General features: G+C 73.8%; 18 protein-coding genes and 2 pseudogenes. 12 read left to right on the plus strand and 8 right to left on the minus strand.

Annotated elements, in window-relative coordinates; translation table 11 throughout:
- The first annotated feature begins 33 nt into the window (after positions 1-33).
- A complete protein-coding gene (locus tag ACZ6Z8_RS18180) occupies positions 34-447 on the plus strand; it encodes a ribosomal maturation YjgA family protein (protein WP_465610871.1) in 414 nt (137 codons plus the stop codon).
- A 7-nt stretch (positions 448-454) separates the two neighbouring features.
- Here the strand turns inward: ACZ6Z8_RS18180 and ACZ6Z8_RS18185 are convergent, their stop codons facing one another.
- Entirely contained in the window at positions 455-1237 is a 783-nt protein-coding gene (locus tag ACZ6Z8_RS18185; protein WP_465610873.1) for an SGNH/GDSL hydrolase family protein, read from the minus strand.
- Positions 1238-1539: 302 nt separating this feature from the next.
- Here ACZ6Z8_RS18185 and ACZ6Z8_RS18190 point away from each other — a divergent pair, with 302 nt between their 5' ends.
- Together ACZ6Z8_RS18190 and ddaH are read left to right on the plus strand one after the other, a co-directional pair.
- Positions 1540-2421: an MBL fold metallo-hydrolase gene (locus ACZ6Z8_RS18190; protein WP_465610875.1), complete on the plus strand. Its 882-nt coding sequence runs from the start codon at positions 1540-1542 to the stop codon at positions 2419-2421.
- A gap of 178 nt (positions 2422-2599) precedes the next feature.
- Positions 2600-3424 carry a dimethylargininase gene (gene ddaH / locus ACZ6Z8_RS18195; protein ID WP_465610877.1) on the plus strand — a complete coding sequence of 275 codons (825 nt, stop codon included), beginning with the start codon at positions 2600-2602 and terminating at the stop codon, positions 3422-3424.
- Between the two features lie 9 nt (positions 3425-3433).
- Here the strand turns inward: ddaH and ACZ6Z8_RS18200 are convergent.
- The 4 genes and pseudogenes from ACZ6Z8_RS18200 to ACZ6Z8_RS18215 all read right to left on the minus strand — a co-directional run.
- A pseudogene (locus ACZ6Z8_RS18200) lies at positions 3434-3526 on the minus strand (LUD domain-containing protein); the annotation flags it as partial.
- Between the two features lie 31 nt (positions 3527-3557).
- Positions 3558-3677 (minus strand): annotated as a pseudogene (locus ACZ6Z8_RS18205) (heterodisulfide reductase-related iron-sulfur binding cluster); the annotation flags it as partial.
- A 44-nt stretch (positions 3678-3721) separates the two neighbouring features.
- Positions 3722-4903: a globin domain-containing protein gene (locus ACZ6Z8_RS18210; RefSeq protein WP_465610879.1), complete on the minus strand. Its 1182-nt coding sequence runs from the start codon at positions 4901-4903 to the stop codon at positions 3722-3724.
- An 88-nt stretch (positions 4904-4991) separates the two neighbouring features.
- Positions 4992-5435, minus strand: coding sequence for an RrF2 family transcriptional regulator (locus ACZ6Z8_RS18215; protein WP_465610881.1), 444 nt, complete (start codon positions 5433-5435; stop codon positions 4992-4994).
- Positions 5436-5717: 282 nt separating this feature from the next.
- On the opposite strand from ACZ6Z8_RS18215, the gene ACZ6Z8_RS18220 reads away from it, so the two are divergent.
- From ACZ6Z8_RS18220 to ACZ6Z8_RS18230, 3 genes are all read left to right on the plus strand, one after another.
- Positions 5718-7367 (plus strand): YVTN family beta-propeller repeat protein, encoded by a 1650-nt coding sequence (locus ACZ6Z8_RS18220; RefSeq protein WP_465610883.1) that lies wholly within the window; start codon positions 5718-5720, stop codon positions 7365-7367.
- Positions 7368-7481: 114 nt separating this feature from the next.
- Complete coding sequence (locus tag ACZ6Z8_RS18225) at positions 7482-8126, plus strand: helix-turn-helix transcriptional regulator (protein ID WP_465610885.1); 645 nt, start codon at positions 7482-7484, stop codon at positions 8124-8126.
- 6 nt (positions 8127-8132) lie between these two features.
- Positions 8133-9263, plus strand: a complete 1131-nt coding sequence (locus ACZ6Z8_RS18230) for an aminotransferase class I/II-fold pyridoxal phosphate-dependent enzyme (protein WP_465610887.1) — start codon at positions 8133-8135, stop codon at positions 9261-9263.
- Between the two features lie 76 nt (positions 9264-9339).
- Here ACZ6Z8_RS18230 and nagB read toward each other — a convergent pair whose 3' ends face one another.
- Complete coding sequence (nagB, locus tag ACZ6Z8_RS18235) at positions 9340-10122, minus strand: glucosamine-6-phosphate deaminase (protein WP_465610889.1); 783 nt, start codon at positions 10120-10122, stop codon at positions 9340-9342.
- 280 nt (positions 10123-10402) lie between these two features.
- A complete protein-coding gene (locus tag ACZ6Z8_RS18240) occupies positions 10403-10810 on the minus strand; it encodes a hypothetical protein (protein WP_465610891.1) in 408 nt (135 codons plus the stop codon).
- Positions 10811-11470: 660 nt separating this feature from the next.
- Between ACZ6Z8_RS18240 and ACZ6Z8_RS18245 the strand changes: the two genes are divergently transcribed.
- The 3 genes from ACZ6Z8_RS18245 to ACZ6Z8_RS18255 all read left to right on the plus strand — a co-directional run bounded on the left by ACZ6Z8_RS18245 (position 11471) and on the right by ACZ6Z8_RS18255 (position 14956).
- Positions 11471-12232 carry a serine/threonine protein kinase gene (locus tag ACZ6Z8_RS18245; RefSeq protein WP_465610893.1) on the plus strand — a complete coding sequence of 254 codons (762 nt, stop codon included), beginning with the start codon at positions 11471-11473 and terminating at the stop codon, positions 12230-12232.
- Complete coding sequence (locus tag ACZ6Z8_RS18250) at positions 12229-13758, plus strand: serine/threonine-protein kinase (RefSeq protein WP_465610895.1); 1530 nt, start codon at positions 12229-12231, stop codon at positions 13756-13758. The genes ACZ6Z8_RS18245 and ACZ6Z8_RS18250 overlap by 4 nt, the downstream gene beginning before the upstream one ends.
- Positions 13759-13849: 91 nt before the next feature.
- Positions 13850-14956: a calcium:cation antiporter gene (locus tag ACZ6Z8_RS18255; RefSeq protein ID WP_465610897.1), complete on the plus strand. Its 1107-nt coding sequence runs from the start codon at positions 13850-13852 to the stop codon at positions 14954-14956.
- A 299-nt stretch (positions 14957-15255) separates the two neighbouring features.
- On the opposite strand, the gene ACZ6Z8_RS18260 is transcribed toward ACZ6Z8_RS18255, so the two are convergent.
- On the minus strand, positions 15256-16311 hold the full coding sequence (locus ACZ6Z8_RS18260) for an LPXTG cell wall anchor domain-containing protein (protein WP_465610899.1): 1056 nt from the start codon (positions 16309-16311) through the stop codon (positions 15256-15258).
- 359 nt (positions 16312-16670) lie between these two features.
- On the opposite strand from ACZ6Z8_RS18260, the gene ACZ6Z8_RS18265 reads away from it, so the two are divergent.
- From ACZ6Z8_RS18265 to ACZ6Z8_RS18275, 3 genes are all read left to right on the plus strand, one after another.
- Positions 16671-17984: a geranylgeranyl reductase family protein gene (locus ACZ6Z8_RS18265; protein ID WP_465610901.1), complete on the plus strand. Its 1314-nt coding sequence runs from the start codon at positions 16671-16673 to the stop codon at positions 17982-17984.
- Between the two features lie 302 nt (positions 17985-18286).
- Positions 18287-19678 carry a sialidase family protein gene (locus ACZ6Z8_RS18270; protein ID WP_465610903.1) on the plus strand — a complete coding sequence of 464 codons (1392 nt, stop codon included), beginning with the start codon at positions 18287-18289 and terminating at the stop codon, positions 19676-19678.
- Between the two features lie 100 nt (positions 19679-19778).
- Positions 19779-20375, plus strand: a complete 597-nt coding sequence (locus ACZ6Z8_RS18275) for a GNAT family N-acetyltransferase (RefSeq protein WP_465610905.1) — start codon at positions 19779-19781, stop codon at positions 20373-20375.
- The last annotated feature ends 21 nt before the right edge of the window (positions 20376-20396 follow it).

Genomic DNA, 20396 nt, shown 5'->3' on the forward strand with positions numbered 1-20396 from the left:
GTGACGGGCGGGGCCGCACGTAGTCTGGGCCGCGTGAACGATCTTCGGACGGGCCTGGCGCCCCGACTCCCCGCCGCCGCGGCCGCGTTGCTCACGGTGGCGGCCGGCCTGGGCGTGCGCGCCGCGATGACCGGTGACCCGGCCAAGTACGCGGGCGACGCGCTCTACACCGTCCTGGTCTACGCCCTGGTGGTGCTGGTCGTGCCCGGGGTACGGCCGGTGCGGGCCGCGCTGGTGGCGGCCGGGGTGAGCTGGGCGGTCGAGCTGTTCCAGGCGACCGGGCTGCCGGACGCGTGGGGGCGGCACAGCGGGCTGGTGCACCTGGTGCTCGGGTCGACCTTCAACCCGCCGGACCTGTTCTGGTACCTGGTCGGCGCGGCCGGCGCCGCACTGCTGCACCGGGTGCTGCGGTCCGGTGGGACCGCAGCACCCGTCGAAGCGGACTGACGCGCCGTCAGAGGGGGAGCAGTTCGGGCCGCTTGGCCTCGACGTGGTCGCCCGAGGACTCGCCGCGCAGGCGGCGGCCGACCCAGGGGATCAGGTGCTCGCGGGCCCACTGGAGGTTCTCGCGCCGCTGGTCGGCGGGGGTGAGGGCGCGGGCGGTCGGCCACGGGGCCTCCGGGTCGTCCGCGGTGCGCAGACCCAGCGAGCGGGCGGCGAGCAGGGCGACCCGCTGGTGCCCCTCGGGGGAGAGGTGCAGCCGGTCCTCGCTCCAGGCGCGGCGGTCCTGCACCGCGCGCAGCGACCACAGGTCGGCCACCTTGCAGTCGTAGCGGTCGGCGACCGCGCGCATGTGGCCGTTGTAGGTGGCGATCTTGCCGCGCAGGTGCTTGAGCAGCGGCACCTCGCGGGTGTCGAACCCGGTGCAGATCAGCACCGTCCCGGCGTTCTCGGCGAGTTGGGCGACGGCGGCCTCGAAGCGACCGGCCACCTCGTCCGGGTCGCTGCCGGGCCGCAGGATGTCGTTGCCGCCGGCACAGAAGGTGACCAGGTCGGGCTGCAGCCGGCGGACCTGCGGCACCTGCTCCGCCACGATCTGGTCCAGCAGCCGTCCGCGCACCGCCAGGTTGGCGTAGCGGAAGCCGCCCGGCGGCCGGCCCTCGGCGAGCATCCCGGCCAGGCGGTCGGCCCAGCCGGCGAAGGCGCCGTCGGCACCGGGGTCGTTCAGACCCTCGGTGAAGCTGTCCCCGAGGGCGGCGTACGAACTGAGGTCAAGGGTCTCCTGGAGGTTCGGCATGAAAGAGATAGTTCACCCATTCAAGTGACCTACGCCACCGTAGGTGACCCTGGCGGCACGTGAGATGGGCCACGTACCCTGCGCGGCCGGTCTCCCGGCCGGTCGCCACGCCGTGGAGGCCGCGGTCGCACCGCCCCGCCGCAGAATGCCGTACCGCAGCCGTACCGCAGCCCTACCGCAGAGCGCCGCTCCCCGGAAAGCACAAGATCCGTGCCCCCTTCCGCTTTCCGGCCCGCCCGGCCCATGCTCGGAGTACGGCGCGCCGCACCGGCCGCCGTTCTTCCTGGGGGAACAACGGGACCATGAACCTCTCCGAGAACTGGACCGTCGACGACCGCTGCACCAACTGCGACGTGGCCCGGCAGCTCGCGCCCGACCTGATCCGCGAGCACGCCCGCAAGTCCGAGCTGATCCGCCAGCCGCGCGACGAGGCCGAGCGGCGGCAGCTGCTCGCCGCCGCCCACGCCTGCCCGACCCGCTCGATCCGCCCCGGCACCGGCCGGCTCGACCCGGCCACCGACCCCTTCCCGCTAGCCCTCGACGAGCACGGCGAGGTGCTGCTGCTCGGCCACAACTCCCGGCAGACCGCGGGCGCCAACTCCTACCTGTGCCGCCGGCCCACCGGCTGGGTGATGGTCGACACGCCCCGCTACAGCGAGGCGCTCGCCGCCCGCTACCAGGCGCTCGGCCCGGTCACCGACGTCCTGCTCACCCACCGCGACCACGCGGCGCACGGCCGGGAGTACGCCGACCGGCTGGGCGCCCGGCTCTGGATCCACGAGGGCGACCTCGCCGCCGCCCCCGACGCCGACGAAGTGCTGCGCGGCACCGACCCGGTGGAGATCTCGCCCGGACTGGTGGCCCATCCCTTCCCCGGCCACACCCTGGGCAGCGTGCTGTACGTCGCCGACCGGCGCTACTGCTTCAGCGGCGACAGCCTGTACTGGTCCCGCACCAACCGGGACATCGAAGTGCAGGAGGCGGTGACCTGGTACTCGATCGAGGAGCAGTCCGCCTCGCTGGACCGCAGCCTGGACGCCCTGCGCTTCGAGTGGCTGCTGCCGGGCCACGGCGACAAGCAGCGGATGCCCGTCGAGGAGGCGCAGCGCCGGCTGCGCGCCCTCGCCGTCCGCGCCCGGGAGCTGCGGACCGAGCCGGTGGACTTCACCGCCGTGCGCTGGTAGCCCCGGCGGCCGTGCGCGGGTAGCCCCCGGCGGCAAGGCCGTGCGCCGGGGCTCGCGCCGGTGCGCGGGGGGTTGCGCCCGCCGGGAACGCCCGTGCGGGTGTGCGAACGGGATCAGCGGGGCAGCCGCCTCTGGAGCGACGCGTACCCCAACCCCGCGATCCGAGGACGGTCGACCGATGTCCACGCACACCCAGGCGCGCACGGCGCGGCCCCGGCGCTACCTGATGTGCCGGCCCACCCACTTCACGGTGGACTACGCGATCAACCCGTGGATGGACCCGGCGCAGCCCACCGACACCGAGCTCGCCGTCCGCCAGTGGGAGCGGCTGCACCGCACCTACCGGAGCCTCGGCCACACCGTCGAGCTGATCGACCCGGTGCCGGGCCTGCCCGACATGGTCTACGCCGCCAACGGCGCGACCGTGCTGGACGGCCGCGCACTGGTGGCCACCTTCCGCTACCCGGAGCGGGCCGCCGAGTCCGAGGCCTACCAGTCCTGGTTCCGCCTGCGCGGCTACCGCGCGGTGCGCCGCGCCGGGCACGTCAACGAGGGCGAGGGCGACCACCTGGTGGTCGGCCACCGGGTGCTCGCCGGGACGGGCTTCCGCACCTCACGGGCCGCGCACGCCGAGGCGGAGCAGCTGTTCGGGGTGCCGGTGGTCAGCCTGACCCTGGTCGACCCGCGCTTCTACCACCTGGACACCGCGCTGGCCGTCCTCGCCGACGACCACGTCATGTACTACCCGGAGGCCTTCGACGCCGACAGCCGCTCGGTGCTGCGCACCCTCTACCCGGACGCGATCCTCGCCGACCGGGCCGACGCCGAGGTGTTCGGGCTGAACGCGGTCTCGGACGGGCGCCGGGTGCTGCTCCCGGAGGCGGCCAAGAACCTGGCGGGGCGGCTCGCCGAGCACGGCTACGAGCCGATCCCGGTGGACGTCTCCGAGTTGCTGAAGGGCGGCGGCGGGGCGAAGTGCTGCACCCTCGAACTCAGGCCGTGACCGCCGGCATCACCCGGTGACCAGCAGCACCTCCAGGGTGCGCGGCCCGTGCACCCCCTCGACCCGGTCCAGCTCGATGTCGCTGGTCGCCGAAGGCCCGGAGGTCCGCTAGGAACGGTACGACCACGTGGTGACGCCCGCAGCAGGTCTGCCCGGCGGGGAAGTCCACCGTCACGCCCAGGCGTTCCAGCAGCCGCACGGTGGCGACCGCCGTGGCGGGGAACAGCGCGTCGTTGACGCAGGTGGCGAACAGCGCGGCTCACAACCCGAGTTGCCGCGAAGGAACGTCCGTGGGGCTCAGGCGCCGGCGCCGAGCCAGAGGTCCGGGCCGAACACCTCGTAGTGGATGTCCGCCGCGGGGACGCCCGCCTCGATCAGCTGGCCGCGCACGGCGCGCAGGAAGGGCAGCGGGCCGCAGAGGTAGGCGGTGGTGCCGGCGGGGACCTCGACGGTCGACAGGTCGACCAGGCCGGTGCGCTCGGCCGGCCACTCGCCGAGCGGCCGCTCGTAGAAGACGTGGGCGGTGGCGTCGGCCAGCTTGGCGGTCAGCTGCTCCAGGTCGGCGCGGAAGGCGTGGCTGAGCTGGTCGCGGTCGCCGTGCACCGAGATGACCTGCCGGGTGGAGCCGGTGGCGGCCAGGTGGTCGAGCATCGCGGTCATCGGGGTGTTGCCGATGCCGGCCGAGGCGAGCAGCACCGGGCCGTCGCCCTCGGCGAGGAAGACGTCGCCCAGCGGGGGAGACAGCTCGACGGTGTCACCGGCGTTCAGGGTGTCGTGCAGGTGTCCGGAGACCTCGCCGTCGCGCTTGACGCTGAAGCGCAGCGCGTTGTCGGCGCCGCCGGACAGGCTGTACTGGCGGATCTGGTGGGCGCCGTCGGGCAGCTCGGTGCGCACCGAGACGTACTGGCCGGGGCGGGAGGCCGGCAGGGGGCGGCCGTCGGCCGGGCGGACCAGGTAGGTGGTGACGGTGTCGGTCTCCTGGTGGCGGGCGACCACGGTGTACGGACGCCACAGATCGGCCTGGTCGCCGCCGGCCGCGGCCTCGGCGCGCAGCCGCTCCTCGATGGCCATCAGGGCGTTGGCCATCAGCCAGTAGACCTCGTCCCAGGCGGCGGCCACCTCGGGGGTGACGGCCTCGCCGAGCACCTCGACGATCGCGGCGAGCAGGTGCTCGTGGACGACCCTGTACTGCTCGTTGTTGATGCCGACCGAGACGTGCTTGTGGGCGATCCGCGCGAGCATCGCGTCCGGGCGCTGGTCGGGGTGGGCGATCAGCGCGGAGGCGAAGGCGGCTATCGAGCCGGCCAGCGCCTCGCGCTGGGTGCCGTTGGCCTGGTTGCCCCGGTTGAACAGGTCGCGCAGCAGCTCGGGGTGCGCGGCGAACAGCCGGTCGTAGAAGCGCGGGGTGATGTCACCGATCGCGCCGCCCACGACGGGCAGGGTGGCCTCGACGACCTCGGCGGACTTCGCGGACAGCATCAGGGAAGCTCCTGACTCGTAGCTGAGAACTGGTATCTGAGATTCGTATTAAAGGCTGTGGGCGCCGACTGACCCCCGGGGGGAAGGGTCAGTCGGCGGGTCCGGCGGTGAGGCTGAGCAGCACCGGACCGGTGGGGGAGGCCACCAGGTCGTCGATGCTGAGCGGGTCGAGCGCCGCGAAGAACGCCTCCTGTGCCGTGCGCAGTGCCCCGCGCAGCCGACAGGCGGCCCGCAGTGGGCACGGCGGGTCGTCCTCGCAGCCGACCACGTCGCCGACGCCCTCCAGCTCGCGCAGCAGCAGGCCGAGCGAACCGGTCCGCCCGGCGAAGGTGATCATCAGCCCGCCGCCGCGTCCGCGCCGGGCCTCCACCACTCCGAGGTGCTGCAGCCTGCTGACCACCTTCGCCGCGTGGGTGTACGGCACACCGACCGACTCGGCCACCTCGCGGGTGGTCGGGTTCTCGCCCTCGCCGAGCACGGCGAGCCGCATCGTGATGCGGAGGGCGATGTCGGTGCTCTTGGTCAGCCTCACACGCGAACGCTAGACGAATACGACTCCAGAACTCCAATTTCCCGGCCGAATCGGCCTGAGACCCCGGTCACGTCGCCGTGGGGGCGTGGTCGGGCCGGGTTCGCACAGCCGGTGGATCCGGGGAGAGGAACGGCTTCGGTGACCGCATCCCGGTCGAATCCGAACAGTTGGCGACATTACCGATCAGGTCCTGATCCGCCATCAGCGGTCGATCTACGCTTCCCCCGGCTCCGGAAGCCACGTCAGGCACCACACCCCGCCGCCGACTCCCCTGGAGATTCCGTGAGATCACGTCGTACACCCCGGCGCACCTGGACGGCCGTGGCGGCGATATCGGCCGCCACGGCCGCACTACTCTCCCAGCCCGCCACCGCCGTGGCCGCCGCGCCCGCGCCGACCGTGGCCGCCCACGTGCCGGTGGCGCCCTACCCGGCCGGGGTCGCGCTCACCCCGGACGGCGCCCGGGCCTACGTGACCAGCCAGAGCAGCGGCACGGTGAGCGTCCTGGACACCGGCGGCAAGGCGGTGACCGGCAGCTTCACCGCCGGGACGGGCTCCTATGCGGTCGCCGTCTCGCCCGACGGGCACCGCGCCTACCTGACCCACCACCTCGACAACACGGTCAGCGTGGTGGACACCGCGAGCAACACCGTCACCGCGACCGTCCCGGTCGGCGTCCAACCCTGGGGCCTGGCCCTGTCGCCGGACGGCACGCGCGTCTACGTCAGCAACGCCGGGGCCGGCACGGTGAGCGTGCTGGACACTTCGTCCGGCACCGTCGCGGCCACGATCCCGGTCGGCGCCGAGCCGCACGGGCTCGCTGTCTCGCCCGACGGCAAGCACCTGTACGTCGCGGCCTCCGGCGCCAAGGCGGTGAACGTGGTCGACACCGTGAGCAGCACGGTGAGCGCCACCGTTCCGGTCGGCCACAGCGCCTTCGGCCTCGCGCTCAGCCCCGACGGCAGCCGGCTGTGGGCCGCCGACGGCGACGACACCACGGCCGCCGTGCTCGACACCGGAGCCGGCACCCTGCTCGGCACCGTCGCCGTCGGCAACGGCCCGTACTCGGTCAGCCTCGCCCCGGACGGCTCCACCGCGTACGTGTCCAACTACGGCGACAACACCCTGAGCGTGATCGACGCGGCGAGCCGGACCGTCACCGCGACGGTGCCGGTCGGCGCCGCCCCGTACACCCTGGCGCTGAGCGCCGACGGGCGGCGCGGCTACCTGGCCGACTTCACCGGCAACGCCGTCGACGTGCTGGACTTCCCGCTGCCGGTTCCCGTGGTCACCGGGATCAGCCCGAACGGCGGCTCCGGGGTGGGCGGCACCACGGTGACCGTCACGGGCACCGACCTGAACGGTGCCACCGGCGTCACCTTCGGCGCGGCCGGCCCGGCCACCTCCTTCAGCTGCACGAGGACCAGCTGCACCGCCACCGCCCCGGCCACCACGGTGACCGGACCGGTCGACGTCCAGGTCACCACCCCCGGCGGCACCAGCGCGGCCGTCGCCGCCGACCGCTTCAGCTACACCGCGCCCAGCGCGCACCTGGGCGTCGCGCTCGCCGCGACCCCGGTGACCAGTCTGTTGGCGAGCCGGGTCGACTACACCGTCACCCTCACCGGCCAGGGCCCCGACCCGGTCGCGGCGGCCACCGTCTCCGCCACCCTGCCCGCCGGGCTGACCGCCACCTCCAGCGACTGCACCGTCGCCGGGGGCAAGGTCACCTGCGCCCTGACCGCCCCGCTCGCCAAGGGCGCGAGCACCACCCGGCACTTCTCCGTCGGGGGTGCCGGGCTGAACGTGCTCGCCTCCTGGAGCATCACGGCGGCCCGTACGGCCGGTGCCCCTGCCGACCCCTCGCCCGCCACCAGCAAGGACAGCCGCAGCTGCACCTCCGTGCTCGGCCTGCTGATCACCTGCAGCTGAGCGGCCCGTCCACCGGGCCCGGGCCCCACCGGAGAGCCCCGGCCGGACACCCGGTCGGGGCTCGCCCGCACACCGCGCTGGACGAAGTGTCCGATCCGGACGTACAGTCCATCCATGCCTGCCGAAACCCCTGACCCGCGCGTGCGGACCTGGTCACCGGTCTGCCGCGCGGTGTCGCTGCTGCTCGGGCCCTACGCCGAGGTGGTGCTGCACGACCCCGCCACCGACCGGGTGCTGGCAATCTGGAACCCGATGACCGCCCGCGCCCCCGGAGACCCGTCGCTGCTCGGCGAACTGGACGAGCTCGGCCCGTCCGCGCCCGACGTCTACGGGCCGTACGAGAAGCTGCTGCCGGACGGCCGACGGCTCTCCTCGGTCAGCGCGGTGCTGCGGGACGAGTCCGGCCGGGCCGCGGCGGTGCTCTGCGTCAACCTGGACCGCGGACCGCTGGAGCAGGCCGCCGCCCTGCTGGCGAACTTCGCCGCGCCCACCGCCCCCCGCCCCGAGCCGCTGTTCGAACGCGACTGGACGGAGCGGATGAACGACGTGATCGGCGGCCACGTCCGCGCGCAGGGCCGGCCGCTGGAACGCTTCACCCGCGAGGACCGGCTCGCCGTCCTGCGCGAGCTGGACGAGGCCGGGGTGTTCGCCGTCCGCCGCGCCGTCCCCGCCGTCGCCACCGCACTGCGGATCTCCCGCTCCACCGCCTACGCCCTGCTCGCCGAGCTCAAGCACCCGGCCGGCCCGAGGAAGGACTGAGAACAGATGACCAGGCTGCCCGACTTCCGGCTCGAAACCTACTTCAGCCGCTGGGAGTTCACCGCCCGCCACCACCTCACCGCCTCCGACGCCCAGACCATGACGATGGCCGAACTCCTCGCCCTGGCCGGGCCCGAGGACCGCGAGGCCTGGGACACCCTCGCGCTCGGCTACACCGAGACCTACGGCGATCCGGGCCTGCGGGAGGCGATCGCCGGCATGTACGAGCAGGTCGGGGCGGACGACGTGATCTGCTTCGGCGGCGCCCAGGAGGGCATCAACCTCGCCATGCAGGTGCTGCTCGAACCGGGCGACCACGCGGTGGTGCTGACCCCCAACTACCAGTCGGCGGAGACCATTCCGCTCTCCCTCTGCGAGGTCACCGGCGTCGCGCTGGACGAGCGGCAGGACTGGGCGCTCGACCTGGACGCCGTCGAGGCGGCCCTGCGGCCGAACACCAAGCTGCTCTCGGTCAACTTCCCGAACAACCCGACCGGCGCGCTGATCCCCGCCGCCGACTTCGCCCGCCTCGCCGAACTCTGCGAGGAGCGCGGCATCCGGCTGTTCTCGGACGAGGTCTACCGCGGCCTGGAACGCGACCCGGACCGCACCCTGCCGCAGGCCGCCGACCTCTCCACCACGGCCCTCTCGCTCAACGTGACCTCCAAGTCCCTCGGCCTGCCCGGCCTGCGGATCGGCTGGATCGCCTGCCGGGACCGCGAGCTGCGCACCCGCCTGGAGCGGGCCAAGCACTACACCACCATCTGCAACTCGGCGCCCAGCGAGGTGCTGGCCCGGATCGCGATCACCGCACGCGAGCGGATCCTGGCGCGCAACCGGGGCATCATCGCCGAGAACCTGCCGGCCTTCGACGCCTTCTTCGCCGAGTTCCCCGAGCTCTTCGAATGGCGGGCCCCGGAGGGCGGCTGCGTGGCCTACCCGCGCTACCTCGGGCCGGACGGTGTGGAGGACTTCTGCACCGCCCTGGTCGAGCAGGCCGGCGTGCTGCTGATGCCCGCGAGCATGTTCCGCTCCGACCTCACCCCCACCCCCACCGACCGCTTCCGGATCGGCGTCGGCCGCCGCGACCCCGGCCCCGCCCTGGAGGCCTTCGCCGACTGGCTGCGCAAGCGGTAGCGCACACCGACGGCCGGGGCGCCGATCTCGGCGATCGGCGTCCCGGCCGTCGTGCGCGTCACTGCGACCGCAGGGGTCAGAGCTTCTGCCAGGCCGGCTTGGCCGCGTAGGTGTCGCGGAAGTAGTCGGCGAGCTTGAGGCGGGAGGCGGCGGCCTCGTCGACCACCACGGTGGCGTGCGGGTGGAGCTGCAGCGCCGAGGCGGGGACGGCCGCGGCCAGCGGGCCCTCGACGGCCAGGGCGACGGCCTCGGCCTTGGCCTCGCCGGTGGCCAGCAGGACCAGGTGGCGGGCCTCCAGGATGGTGCCGATGCCCTGGGTGATGACGTGGTGCGGGACCTCGTCGATGCTGTCGAAGAAGCGGGCGTTGTCCACCCGGGTCTGCCGGGTCAGGGTCTTGATCCGGGTCCGGGAGGCGAGCGAGGAGCAGGGCTCGTTGAAGCCGATGTGGCCGTCCGTGCCGATGCCGAGCAGCTGGAGGTCCACGCCGCCGGCCTCGGCCAGCGCGCGGTCGTAGGCGGTGGCGGCCGCGGCGATGTCGGCCGCGTTGCCGTCCGGGCCCAGGAAGGAGTCCTCGGTCAGGCCGAGCGGCTCGACGACCTCGCGCAGCACCACCGAGCGGTAGGACTCCGGGTGGCCGGCCGGCAGGCCGACGTACTCGTCCAGCTGGCAGACGCGCGCCCGGGAGGCGTCCAGGCGGCCGTCCCGGACCCGCTCGGCGAGGGACTGGTAGATCGGCAGCGGGGTCGAGCCGGTCGCGACACCGAGCAGGGCGTCGGGCTTGTCGGTCAGCAGATCGGTGATCGCCGCGGCGATGAGCTCGCCGGCCGCTGAGGCGTCAGGGACGATCACGATTTCCATACTGGGTCCACCGTTCTGAGGCGAGGCTGAGGTCTAGACCTCCGAGGTCTAGACCAGTTTGCCGTGAACGGGGCCCTCCGGTCCACCCGGGGCCGCCGGTGCCGGGGCTCGCCGACAGTTCTCCGACAGTTCTCCGTCAGTTCTCCGGCGATTGTCCGGTGCGGAACATGCGAGGAGCCGGGGCCCGTGAAGGCCCCGGCTCCCTGCGCCCTGTCGTACGGGCTGCCCTGTCTTACGGATGCCGTTCCACGGGTGAACGGCCGGGGTCCTGACCGTGGGGTCAGAACGGGTTGGTACAGGTGGTCACCTGCTTGCTGGCGTCCGTCGCCGGGCCGGCGGTGGCGCAGATGATGTGGGGGGCGGGGCCGGTGACCTTCGGGGTGGCGGCCTGGACGGAGCCCAGTCGGACGGCGGACGCGCTGGCGACCGGCTCCCACGGGCTGCCCCAGGCCTGCTGGGCGCGCACCTCTACCTGAACCATCGTCAACTGGGTGGGGTCCGCGTTGACCTGGGCTATGCCGACGATGCCGTCACCGTCGACCTGGTGCGTGATGCAGGGGCGGTTGAGCACCGTGGCGCAGGCGACGGTGCCGGCCTCGGACGTCGCCGTGGCGGCCATGGCGGGAGCAGCCGAAAGCGCTGCGATCCCTGCCGCCGCCATCATCACGGCTGCAATCCGAGTGCGCATGATACGAACCTCCTTGGAAATGAAGGGAATCTCACTGGGTGAGATGAGTCTTGCACACATCCTGGGATTCGCATGTGTGCGTTGCGTCACACTCATGGTGACCGTTCAACTACTGGCTGCAATCGTTCGCCGAATGTTCAGCGTGCGGACAGGTCGCAGCCTGACGGAGGATCAGTCGGCGGGGCGGCGGAGCCGTCCGCCACCGGACCGTCGTGCCGCCGTGCGCGGGTGCCGACGCCGGGGCCCGGCGACCGAAGTCGTCCGAGGTCAGCGCCGGGATCGCCCGGACGGGCCCCTCCGGTTGGGCCGTCTGTTCCAACCCCTCGGCCTGCAAAGGGTCGTGGGCCTTCTTGAACTGTACCCAAGCCCCGTCCGGGTCGCCTGCCGGGCGGAGCCCGGCGGTGTCCGTGGTGCAGAAGAGGGCCGAGTTGGGCCTGATGCGTCGCGCCCCGTACGCCAACACCGCTTCTTTGACCAGGGCTTGAATCACCCTTTTACCGGCCGGGCACCGCGCCCAGCCGTCCGGCCGGGGCCGCTCCTCCGGGCAACTCACGGTCGGACGCCCGGGGTTGGCCGTGTTCCTTCACTCGTCCGGGTGGCGCCTTGCCACCCGCGCGAATCGGACGGATACCATCGAGCCGATCCCACGGAGGTGGCTGCGTGGACACGGTCATCGTGCAACTGCCCGGCCCGGGGCCGGATCCGGCGCCCGGCGCGGCGCCCGGACTGCTGCGGATGGGCCCCGGCGAGGCCGCGGTGTTCGGACGCGGCGCGCCCGGGCGACCGGTCGCCATCCCGCTGCCCGACCAGGGCGTCTCCCGGCGCGCCGGCGAGGTGGTCGCCGCCGAGGACTACTGGCGGCTGTCCAACTTCAGCGCCACCGCGACCTATGTGGTGGAGAACCTCGAAGGCGCCGGGGAGCACATCAAGGTGGCCCCTGGGCGCCTCGGCGCGCCCGTCCCGTTCGAGCTCTCCCGCGTCCTGCTGCCCGCCCTCGGCGAGCCCGCCGCCTTCAAGGTCTTCGCCCCCCAGCACGCCTACCTGGACGGCCACCCGGGCGGCGCCGACGGCGAGCGCACCGTCAGCCCCTTCGCCCTGGACCCGACCGCCAAGTACTTCCTGGTGCTGCTCGCGCTCTGCGAGCCCCGGCTGCGCTCGCCCTCCACCGCCGCCGTCCCCGGCGCGACCGAGGTGCTCGCCCGGCTGCGCGCCCTGCCCTCCTGCCGGGGGCTGACCCGCTCGGCGGTGAACTACCACATCGACTACCTGGTCGGCACCAAGCTGCGGCTGCGCGAGCCGTACGAGGAGGGCCCGGCGGGCGGCAAGCGCGAGGAACTGGTCGCCCTGGCCCTGCGGTTCGACCTCGTCCGGGAGGAGCACCTGGCCCTCCTCCCGCCCCGGCGCCCGGTCGCGCGGCCGTGACGCCGCCCAGGGAGCACGGCGCCGCCCCCGGTGCCGAGCCCCCGCAGGAGCGGCCCGCCGCCGCGCCGCCGCCCTTCGAGGTGCCCGACGGCTACCCGCTGGCGGGCTACCGCACCGGCGCCTTCCTCGGCGCGGGCGCCTGGGGCAGCGTCTACGCCGCCGAGGGCCCGGACGGCACCCCGGTCGCCGTCAAGCTCCTCGGCCCGGCCCGCTCCAGCCCCGGTCAGCGCCGCACCCTGGCCCAGATGGCCGCCGGCGAGCTGCGGTTCAGCCGCCGCGCCGACCACCCCCACCTGATCCGCACCCTCGCCGTGGTCACCGTCGAGGACCCCGACCACCCCGAACTGGACGGCGCCGTCGCCCTGGTGATGGAGCGCGCCGCCCGCAGCCTGCAGGACGTCCTGGCCGCCGCCCGCCCCGGAACACCGGTGCCCGGAGCCGAGCGGATCCTCACCGAGGTCTGCGCCGGACTGACCCACATGCACCGCGCGGGCTGGGTCCACGGAGACCTCAAACCGGCCAACATCCTGCTGATGCCCGACGGCACCGCCAAGATCGCCGACTTCGGCCTCACCGCCGAACTGGAGGGCACCCACGCCTACGCCCCGCCGCTCGGCTCGCCGGACCACGTCCCGCCCGAGTGGTGGTCCCAGCGCACCGGGGCGCGCGGGGTCGCGCTGCGCCCCAGCGCCGACGTCTGGGCCTTCGGGGTGATCGCCCACCAGCTGTTCACCGGCGGGCTGCACCCCTTCCTCGGAGCCACCGCCCGGGCCAGGTCACTGGCCGCCCAGGCGTACGCGCGCGGCGCCGCCCCGCTGCGGCCGGACCCGGCGCTGCCCGCCCGCTGGCGGCCGATGGTGGCGGCCTGCCTGACCGCCGACCGGGATGAACGCGCCCGCACCGACCTCGCCGCGCTGGTCGCCCGTGCCACCGCCCGCCCGGCCGGGCGCCGGGAGGCCGTCCGGGCCGGCGCCGGCCTGCTGGCCTGCGCGGCCGTCCTGCTCGCCCTGACCGGCGGTCCCGAACCACGCGCCCCGGGCGCGCACCGCACCGTGCCGCCGCCGCCCGGGGCGATCCCGGCCGGCTCCGACGTCCCGGTGGCCTACCGGGGCATGATCGAGGACGCCGCCCGGCGCTGCCCCGAACCGGAGATCACCCCGGTCCTGCTGGCCGCGATGCTCAAGGCGGAGAGCGGCTTCGACCCGAACGCGGCCCGCCCGGAGACCGGTGAGTACGGCATCGCCTTGTGGACGCCCGCGGTCTTCGAAGCCTGGGCCAAGGCCGCCAACCACGACGGACCGAAGTCCTACCTGGACCCGGGCGACGCGATCGCCGCGATGGGCAACTACGTCTGCTGGCTCGACCAGCAGATAAAGCGCCGCGGCTTCACCCGGGACCTGCCCGCCCTGGTGGCCGCCGCCTACCGCACCAGCGACAAGTCGGTGGCGGCCGCCGGGGGAGTCCCGGAGCGGGTCCGCCCGCACGTCGACAAGGTCCTCCGCTACCTCGCCGACTACGGAGGGTGATTGGGCAAAGCGGGATGAGTTGTGCCATATCCGTACGGATCCCGGCGCGGGCGCCCGGGTGACCGGCCCGCGGTCTGGGATCCTCGGGCGCATGATCACGAAGCTCCGCGCGGCCTCCGCGCAATGGACCCTCGTCGTCCCGGTGGCGGCGTTCGTCGTCCTCGTCCTGACCTGGCACGAGAACCTGCCGGGCTGGGTGGTCGGCGTGGTCGCCCTGTTCCTGATCGGCGCGGTGCTGGCGGCCGTGCACCACGCCGAGGTCATCGCCCACTGGACCGGGGAGCCGTTCGGATCGCTGGTGCTCGCGGTGGCGGTCACCGTGATCGAGGTCGCGCTGATCGTGACGCTGATGGCCGACGGCGGGGACAAGTCCGCGACCCTCGCCCGGGACACCGTGTTCGCCGCCGTCATGATCACCTGCAACGGGATCATGGGCCTGTCCATCATCGTGGCCGCGCTCAAGTACCGCACCGCCGTGTTCAACGCCGAGGGAACCGGCACGGCGCTCGCCTGCATCGCCACCCTCGCCACGCTCAGCATGGTGCTGCCGACCTTCACCACCAGCACCCCCGGGCCGCAGTTCTCCACCACCCAGCTCGGCTACGCGGCCACCGCCTCGCTCGTGGTGTACGGGCTGTTCGTGACCACCCAGACCCTGCGGCACCGGGACTACTTCCTTCCCGTCACCCCCGAGGGCAGGATCCGCCGGGACGAGGACGACGACCACGCGAGCCCGCCCACCCTCCGGGCCGCCGGGGTCAGCCTGCTGCTGCTCGCCGTCGCGCTGGTGTCGGTGGTGGGCCTGGCCAAGGGCGTCTCGCCGACCATCGAGTCCGCGGTGGAGGGCGCCGGGCTGCCGCACGCGGTGGTCGGCGTGGTGATCGCCATGATGGTGCTGCTGCCGGAGACCATCGCGGCGCTGCGCTCGGCCGTGCGCAACCGGGTGCAGACCAGCCTCAACCTGGCCCTGGGCTCCGCGCTGGCCAGCATCGGCCTGACCATCCCGGCGGTCGCGATCGCCTCCACCTGGCTCGCCGGCCCGCTCGTCCTCGGCCTCGAACCGTCGCACATGGTGCTGCTGACCCTCACGGTCGTGCTCGGCACGCTGACCGTCATCCCGCGCCGGGCGACCCTGCTGCAGGGCGCGCTGCACCTCGGGGTGCTGGCGGAGTTCGTGGTGCTGGCGGTGAACCCGTGACAAGGGTGAACCACTGAGGCCCAGGTGGCCGTGGTGAAGAACGGAAGCCCCTGGCACGTCCCCCCCGTGCGGCCAGGGGCTTCCGTCGTCTACGGCCGGGCCCGCTGGGAGGGGCGGGCCACGGCCGGGAGCCCATGGCGCCGACGCTGCTGCGGGCGGGTCAGGGGCTCCGTGGTGCCGCGCCAGGGGCGCGGCCCTGCGGCCTCCGGAGGGCTCAGACCTCCGGAGGCGGCGTCATCGGTTCCCCGCGGCACCCAGGGCCTGTCCGGCCAGGCGGTGCCGCGGGCTCCTGGGGACCGTCAGGAGGAGGTGCGGCGACGGCGGGTGTAGACCACCGCGCCCGCGCCGGCGACCAGCAGGGCGGTGCCCGCGCCCGCGTACAGCAGGGTGCCGTCGCTACCGGTGGAGGCCAGCTTCTTGCCGTCCGTGGCGCCCGGGATCGGGGTCGGGACGCTGACCTTGGCCGGGACGACCAGCGGCTGGTCCGGGGTGACCTTGGTGCCCGCGCCGGGGTGCACCGGGACGGTGGCGGTCGGCGGGGTGGACGGGCCGGCGCTCGGGGCGTCGCTGGGCGCGCCGGTCGGGACCTCGGCGGCCGGGGTGGTGGGCGCGGGGGTCTTCGCGGGCTCCGTGGCCGGGGTGGTCGGCGCGGGGGTCTTGGCCGGCTCGGTCGCCGGGGTGGTCGGCGCCGGGGTGGTGGACGGCGTGGCCGAGTGCGACGGGGTGGGGGTCTGCGACGGCGTGGCCGAGTGCGACGGCGTGGGCGTCTGCGACGGGGTCGGGGTGTGGGAGGGGGTCGGGGTGTGCGAGGGGGTGGTGCTCGGCACGGCGGTCGGGCCGGCCGACGGGGTCTTGGTCGGCTTGCCGGTCGGGGTCGGGGTGGCGGTCTGGCCGCCGCAGTCGACCTTGAAGACCTTGTGCTTGGGGTTGCTGACGTCCGGGTGCTCCGGCAGCTCGCCGTCGACCAGCGGGACGGCCTTCCAGAACAGCTTGTAGTGGCCGTCCGGCAGGTTGATGTCCTCGGTGCGGATGTGGCCGCTTTCGTCGACCGGGAGGTCACCGAACACGACCGGCTCGGTCATGTCGCTGTCCATGTCGAAGATCGCCCAGAGCACGTCCTGGTTCGGGTCGAAGCCGAAGGAGTCCAGGTAGAAGGTGCAGACCTTGGGCTCGTTGCGCACGTCCTCCTGGCCGGTGGCGGCGTCGTGGATCTTCACGGTGCCGTTGTTGCCGGGGTGGCCCTTGCCGTTGCCGTTGCCGCCGGCGGCGGCGTGCGCGACGGGGGCGAGCAGCATCAGGGCGGCGGCGGTCGGGACGGCCACCAGGGAGCGTGCGGCGGTGGAGCGGATGTGCATGCGTGTTCCATCGGGTAACGGCAGGCCGGGACGAGCCTGTGGGGTGGGAGGGGCTCTCGGTCGGCCGCCGGTCCGGCGGGCCGGATGCGTACGACGTGAGGGGCACAAAAGTTCCCGTAGTAGGAAACATGACGCAAGGGAGGTTTGGCCGAAATGCGGCGCTGAGGGCGATTGGTCCGGCTAGTCCCTAGCAACAATCTGATCACCCGATTGTGTTGGACTCGTGCGTGCCGCAGGCATGTCATCCGTTGGCCGGTATTGGCCGGTCCGGGCGCCGGGCCCGCGTGTCGGGGCGGCGGGCGGAAGGCGGGGTTCTCTATCGTCCGTCTGGAACCGATCCGACCCAGGGGGAGTGCTCGATGCCCGGCCCAGAGCAGCAGGTGCGACCGGAGCGGCAGTCGGCCGCCCCGACCGAGGACAGTGCCGACGTGATCGTGGTCGGCGCCGGCCCGGCCGGCTCCACCGCCGCCTACCATCTCGCCCGCACCGGCCTGGACGTGCTGCTGCTGGAGAAGTCCGCCTTCCCACGGGAGAAGGTCTGCGGCGACGGCCTCACCCCGCGGACCGTCAAGCAGCTGGTCGACATGGGCATCGACGTCTCCGAGGAGGCAGGCTGGCTGCACAACCGCGGTCTGCGGCTGATCTCCGGGCACCGCACGATGGAGTTCGACTGGCCCGAACTCTCCGCCTTCCCCGGCCACGGACTGGTGCGCCGCCGCGCGGACTTCGACGAACTGCTCGCCCGCAAGGCCGCCGCGGCCGGCGCCCGGCTGATCGAACGGGCCAACGTGGCGGGCCCGTTGACGGACGAGCGGTCCGGCCGGATCACCGGTGTCAGTGCCAAGCTCGGCGAGGAGCGCAAGCCCGTCGAGTACCGGGCCCCGATCGTGGTCGCCGCCGACGGGAACTCCACCCGGCTGTCGGTCGCGATGAAGCGCTACCGGCGCACCGACCGCGCGATGGGCGTGGCCTACCGCACCTACTTCACCACCCCGCGCCACGACGACCGCTACCTGGAGGCCTGGCTCGACCTGCGCGACCCCAACGACCCCGCCCACCGCCTCCTGCCCGGCTACGCCTGGGTGTTCGGCATGGGCGACGGCACCGCCAACGTCGGCCTCGGCGTCCTCGACACCGCCGGCACCGACCTGGACTGGCGCGACCTGCTGCGGCGCTGGTGCGTCGACCTGCCGCCCGGCTACGCCTACACCCCCGAGGCCGTCACCGAGCCGATCCGCGGCTCCGCCCTCCCGATGGGCCTCAACCGCCAACCCCACTACGCCGACGGCCTGTTGCTGATCGGCGACGCGGGCGGCACGGTCAGCCCCGGCACCGGCGAGGGCATCGCCTACGCGATGGAATCCGGCCGCTACGCCGCCGAGACGATCGTCCAGGCGCACGCCCGCCGCACCGACCGCGGCCGCGAACTCGCCCTGCGCGCCTACCCGCAGAAGCTGCGCTCCGCCTACGCGGGCTACTTCGCCCTCGGCCGGCTGGCCGCCGACCTGCTCGGCCGCCCCCGGCTGCTCGGTGCCGCGGGCGCCGCCGGACTCGGCCACCCGGCGCTGCTGAAGGTGGCGTTCCGACTGATGGTCAACCTGACCGAGCCCAACTCCAAGGACGCCCTGGACCGGTTGCTCCACCTGATCGGCCGGGTCGCGCCGGGGCGCTGAGGCCGGTGCGCCGATGCCGGTGCGCTGGGGCCGGTGGGCCGGAACCTGGCGTTCGGATGACCGGACGATCCGACCGCCAGGCCCATATCCAGCCACGCAGGTGCGGCACAAGACCCCTGCGTGGCTTTCCGGGATCTGAACCGGCTCCGCACACGACGTCCGAGCTGTCTCCACAGCCGCGCGGCTTCGCGATCGGCGCCCGGGGGAATCCGTCCCGAGGCGGGACGTGGCACCACCGCTGACGGCCCGCCACCCCAGGCAAGGTTCCTCCAGGCTCCCTTCCACCCTGAGGAGATCAGCCCGTGCGCGCACGTCCCGGCAGGCTCAGATCCCTGCTCGTCGGCCTCTGTGCCGGAGCCACCGTCCTCGCCCTCACCGCCGGACCGGCCCAGGCCGCACCGGCCGGCGCCCCCGTCGCCGCGGGCCCGGCCGCCCGCGCGGCCACCGCCTCCTACACGATCAGCACCCCGACGAACGTGTCGGCCTCCTGCTCCGGACAGAACGCCGAGGCCATCCAGGCCGTCGACCCGGCGGTGAACGCCGTGTACGCCATCTGGATGGGCTGCAAGGGCATCGGCTTCGCCGGCTCACGCGACGGCGGCTCCACCTTCGGCCCGCCGCTCACACTGCCGGGCAGCACCGGACAGAACGGCAGCCGGTCCTGGGACCCGGCGATCACCGTCGCCCCCGACGGCGCGATCTACGCGGCGTTCATGGTCGCCCGCTCCGGCCTGACCTACCCCGTCGTCGACGTCAGCACCGACCACGGCGCCAGCTTCAAGACCGTCGGCCAGGCCCTCCCGCCGGACGCGAACAACTGGGGCGACCGGGAGTTCATCACCGCCGGCCCGGACGGGACGCTCTACCTGACCTGGGACTACGGTCCGAGCGCGGCCGCGGTGACCTTCCTCTGCGCGGCGTCCGGCAGTTGCTCCTTCGCCACCGGCGACGTCAACGCGGTGCTGCAGAAGTCCACCGACGGCGGCCGGACCTGGAGCGCGATGTCGCACATCAGCCCCGGGTACCCGAACAGCGGGGCCGACAGCGCGCCCGTCACGGTCGAGCCGGACGGCTCGATCGACGTGCTCTACCAGGGTTACGTCGTCACCGACGTCCCGACCGACAACCTGACCGTGGCCTACACCTACGCGACCCGCTCCACCGACGGCGGCGCCACCTGGTCCCCGCCGGTGCGGGTCGGCGGCGGCGCCGGGTCGATGAACAACAGTGAGTGGTGGATCGACGGCAGCGAGGCGCTCGGCCCGGACGGGACGCTGTACGCCACCTGGGACACCCAGGACTCGAACAGCGACACCGGCTGGCTGTCGTACTCGCGCGACCACGGGGCGACCTGGTCCACCCCGCTCCAAGTGCCCTCCGACCGGCTGAACGTCCCGCACGTCATGCAGGTGGTCGCCGGACCGCCCGGGATCGCCTACGTGGGCTGGCTGTCGAGCAGCGACCCGCGCGGCTACGCGCAGTACCTCCGGACCTTCTCGACCACCCGGGGCTGGCTGTCCGCCCCGGTCCAGGTCTCACGGGACTTCGGCACCGGCTCGGTGTGGCCCGGCGACACCTTCGGGTTCTCCGCACTGGCGCCCGACCGGCTGGTGCTGGCCTGGGGCAGCGCGGTGGCGCCCTCGGCCTCGAACGACAGCATCTGGACCGCGACGGTCGGCGTGGCGCTGTCCTAGCGCGTGCCCCGGCGGCTGTCCGCGGGCGGCGCGCCGGGTTGCTCGCCGGCACCGGGATATTCGCTGGCGGCGGTGGGGGAGGCGAGGGTAGGAAGGCAGGGTGACGACCAGTGACCCGGCGACCGACCAGCGCCTCCTCCGCCCCGAAGTCCTCGACCTGGGCGACGTGCTGCTCCGCCCCTGGGGCCGCCGCCTCGACCTGCCGGGCGGCACCGCCGCGGCGGTGATGGCGGCCGCGGTCGATCCGGAGATCGCCCGCTGGAACCCGCTGCGCGACGCCACCCACCGGGCCGGCGCCGAGGCCTACCTCGAACGCGCCGACTCCCGCTGGGCCGAGGGCGGCACGGCCGCCTTCGCCATCACCGACGCCGCCGACGGCAGGCTGTGCGGCAACGTCGTGCTGCGCTGGACCGACCGGGACGAGGGCGTCGCCATGGTCGGCTACTGGCTGCTCACCGCCGCCCGAGGCCGCGGCCTCGCCACCCGCGCCACCACCGCCGTCACCGCCTGGGGCGTCCGCACCGCCGGAGTCCGCCGCATCGAGCTCTACCACGCCGTCGGCAACGAGGCCTCCTGCCGGGTCGCCACCCGCGCCGGCTTCCCGTACGAGGGCACCCTGCGCGCCTCCTACCGCTACGGCGACGGCCCGTACACCGACGAGCACCTGCACGCCCGGCTGGCGTCCGACCCCGCGTAGCGCGCAGGACCGTCCGAGGAA

This window comes from Kitasatospora sp. NPDC101108 (genome assembly GCF_055584725.1).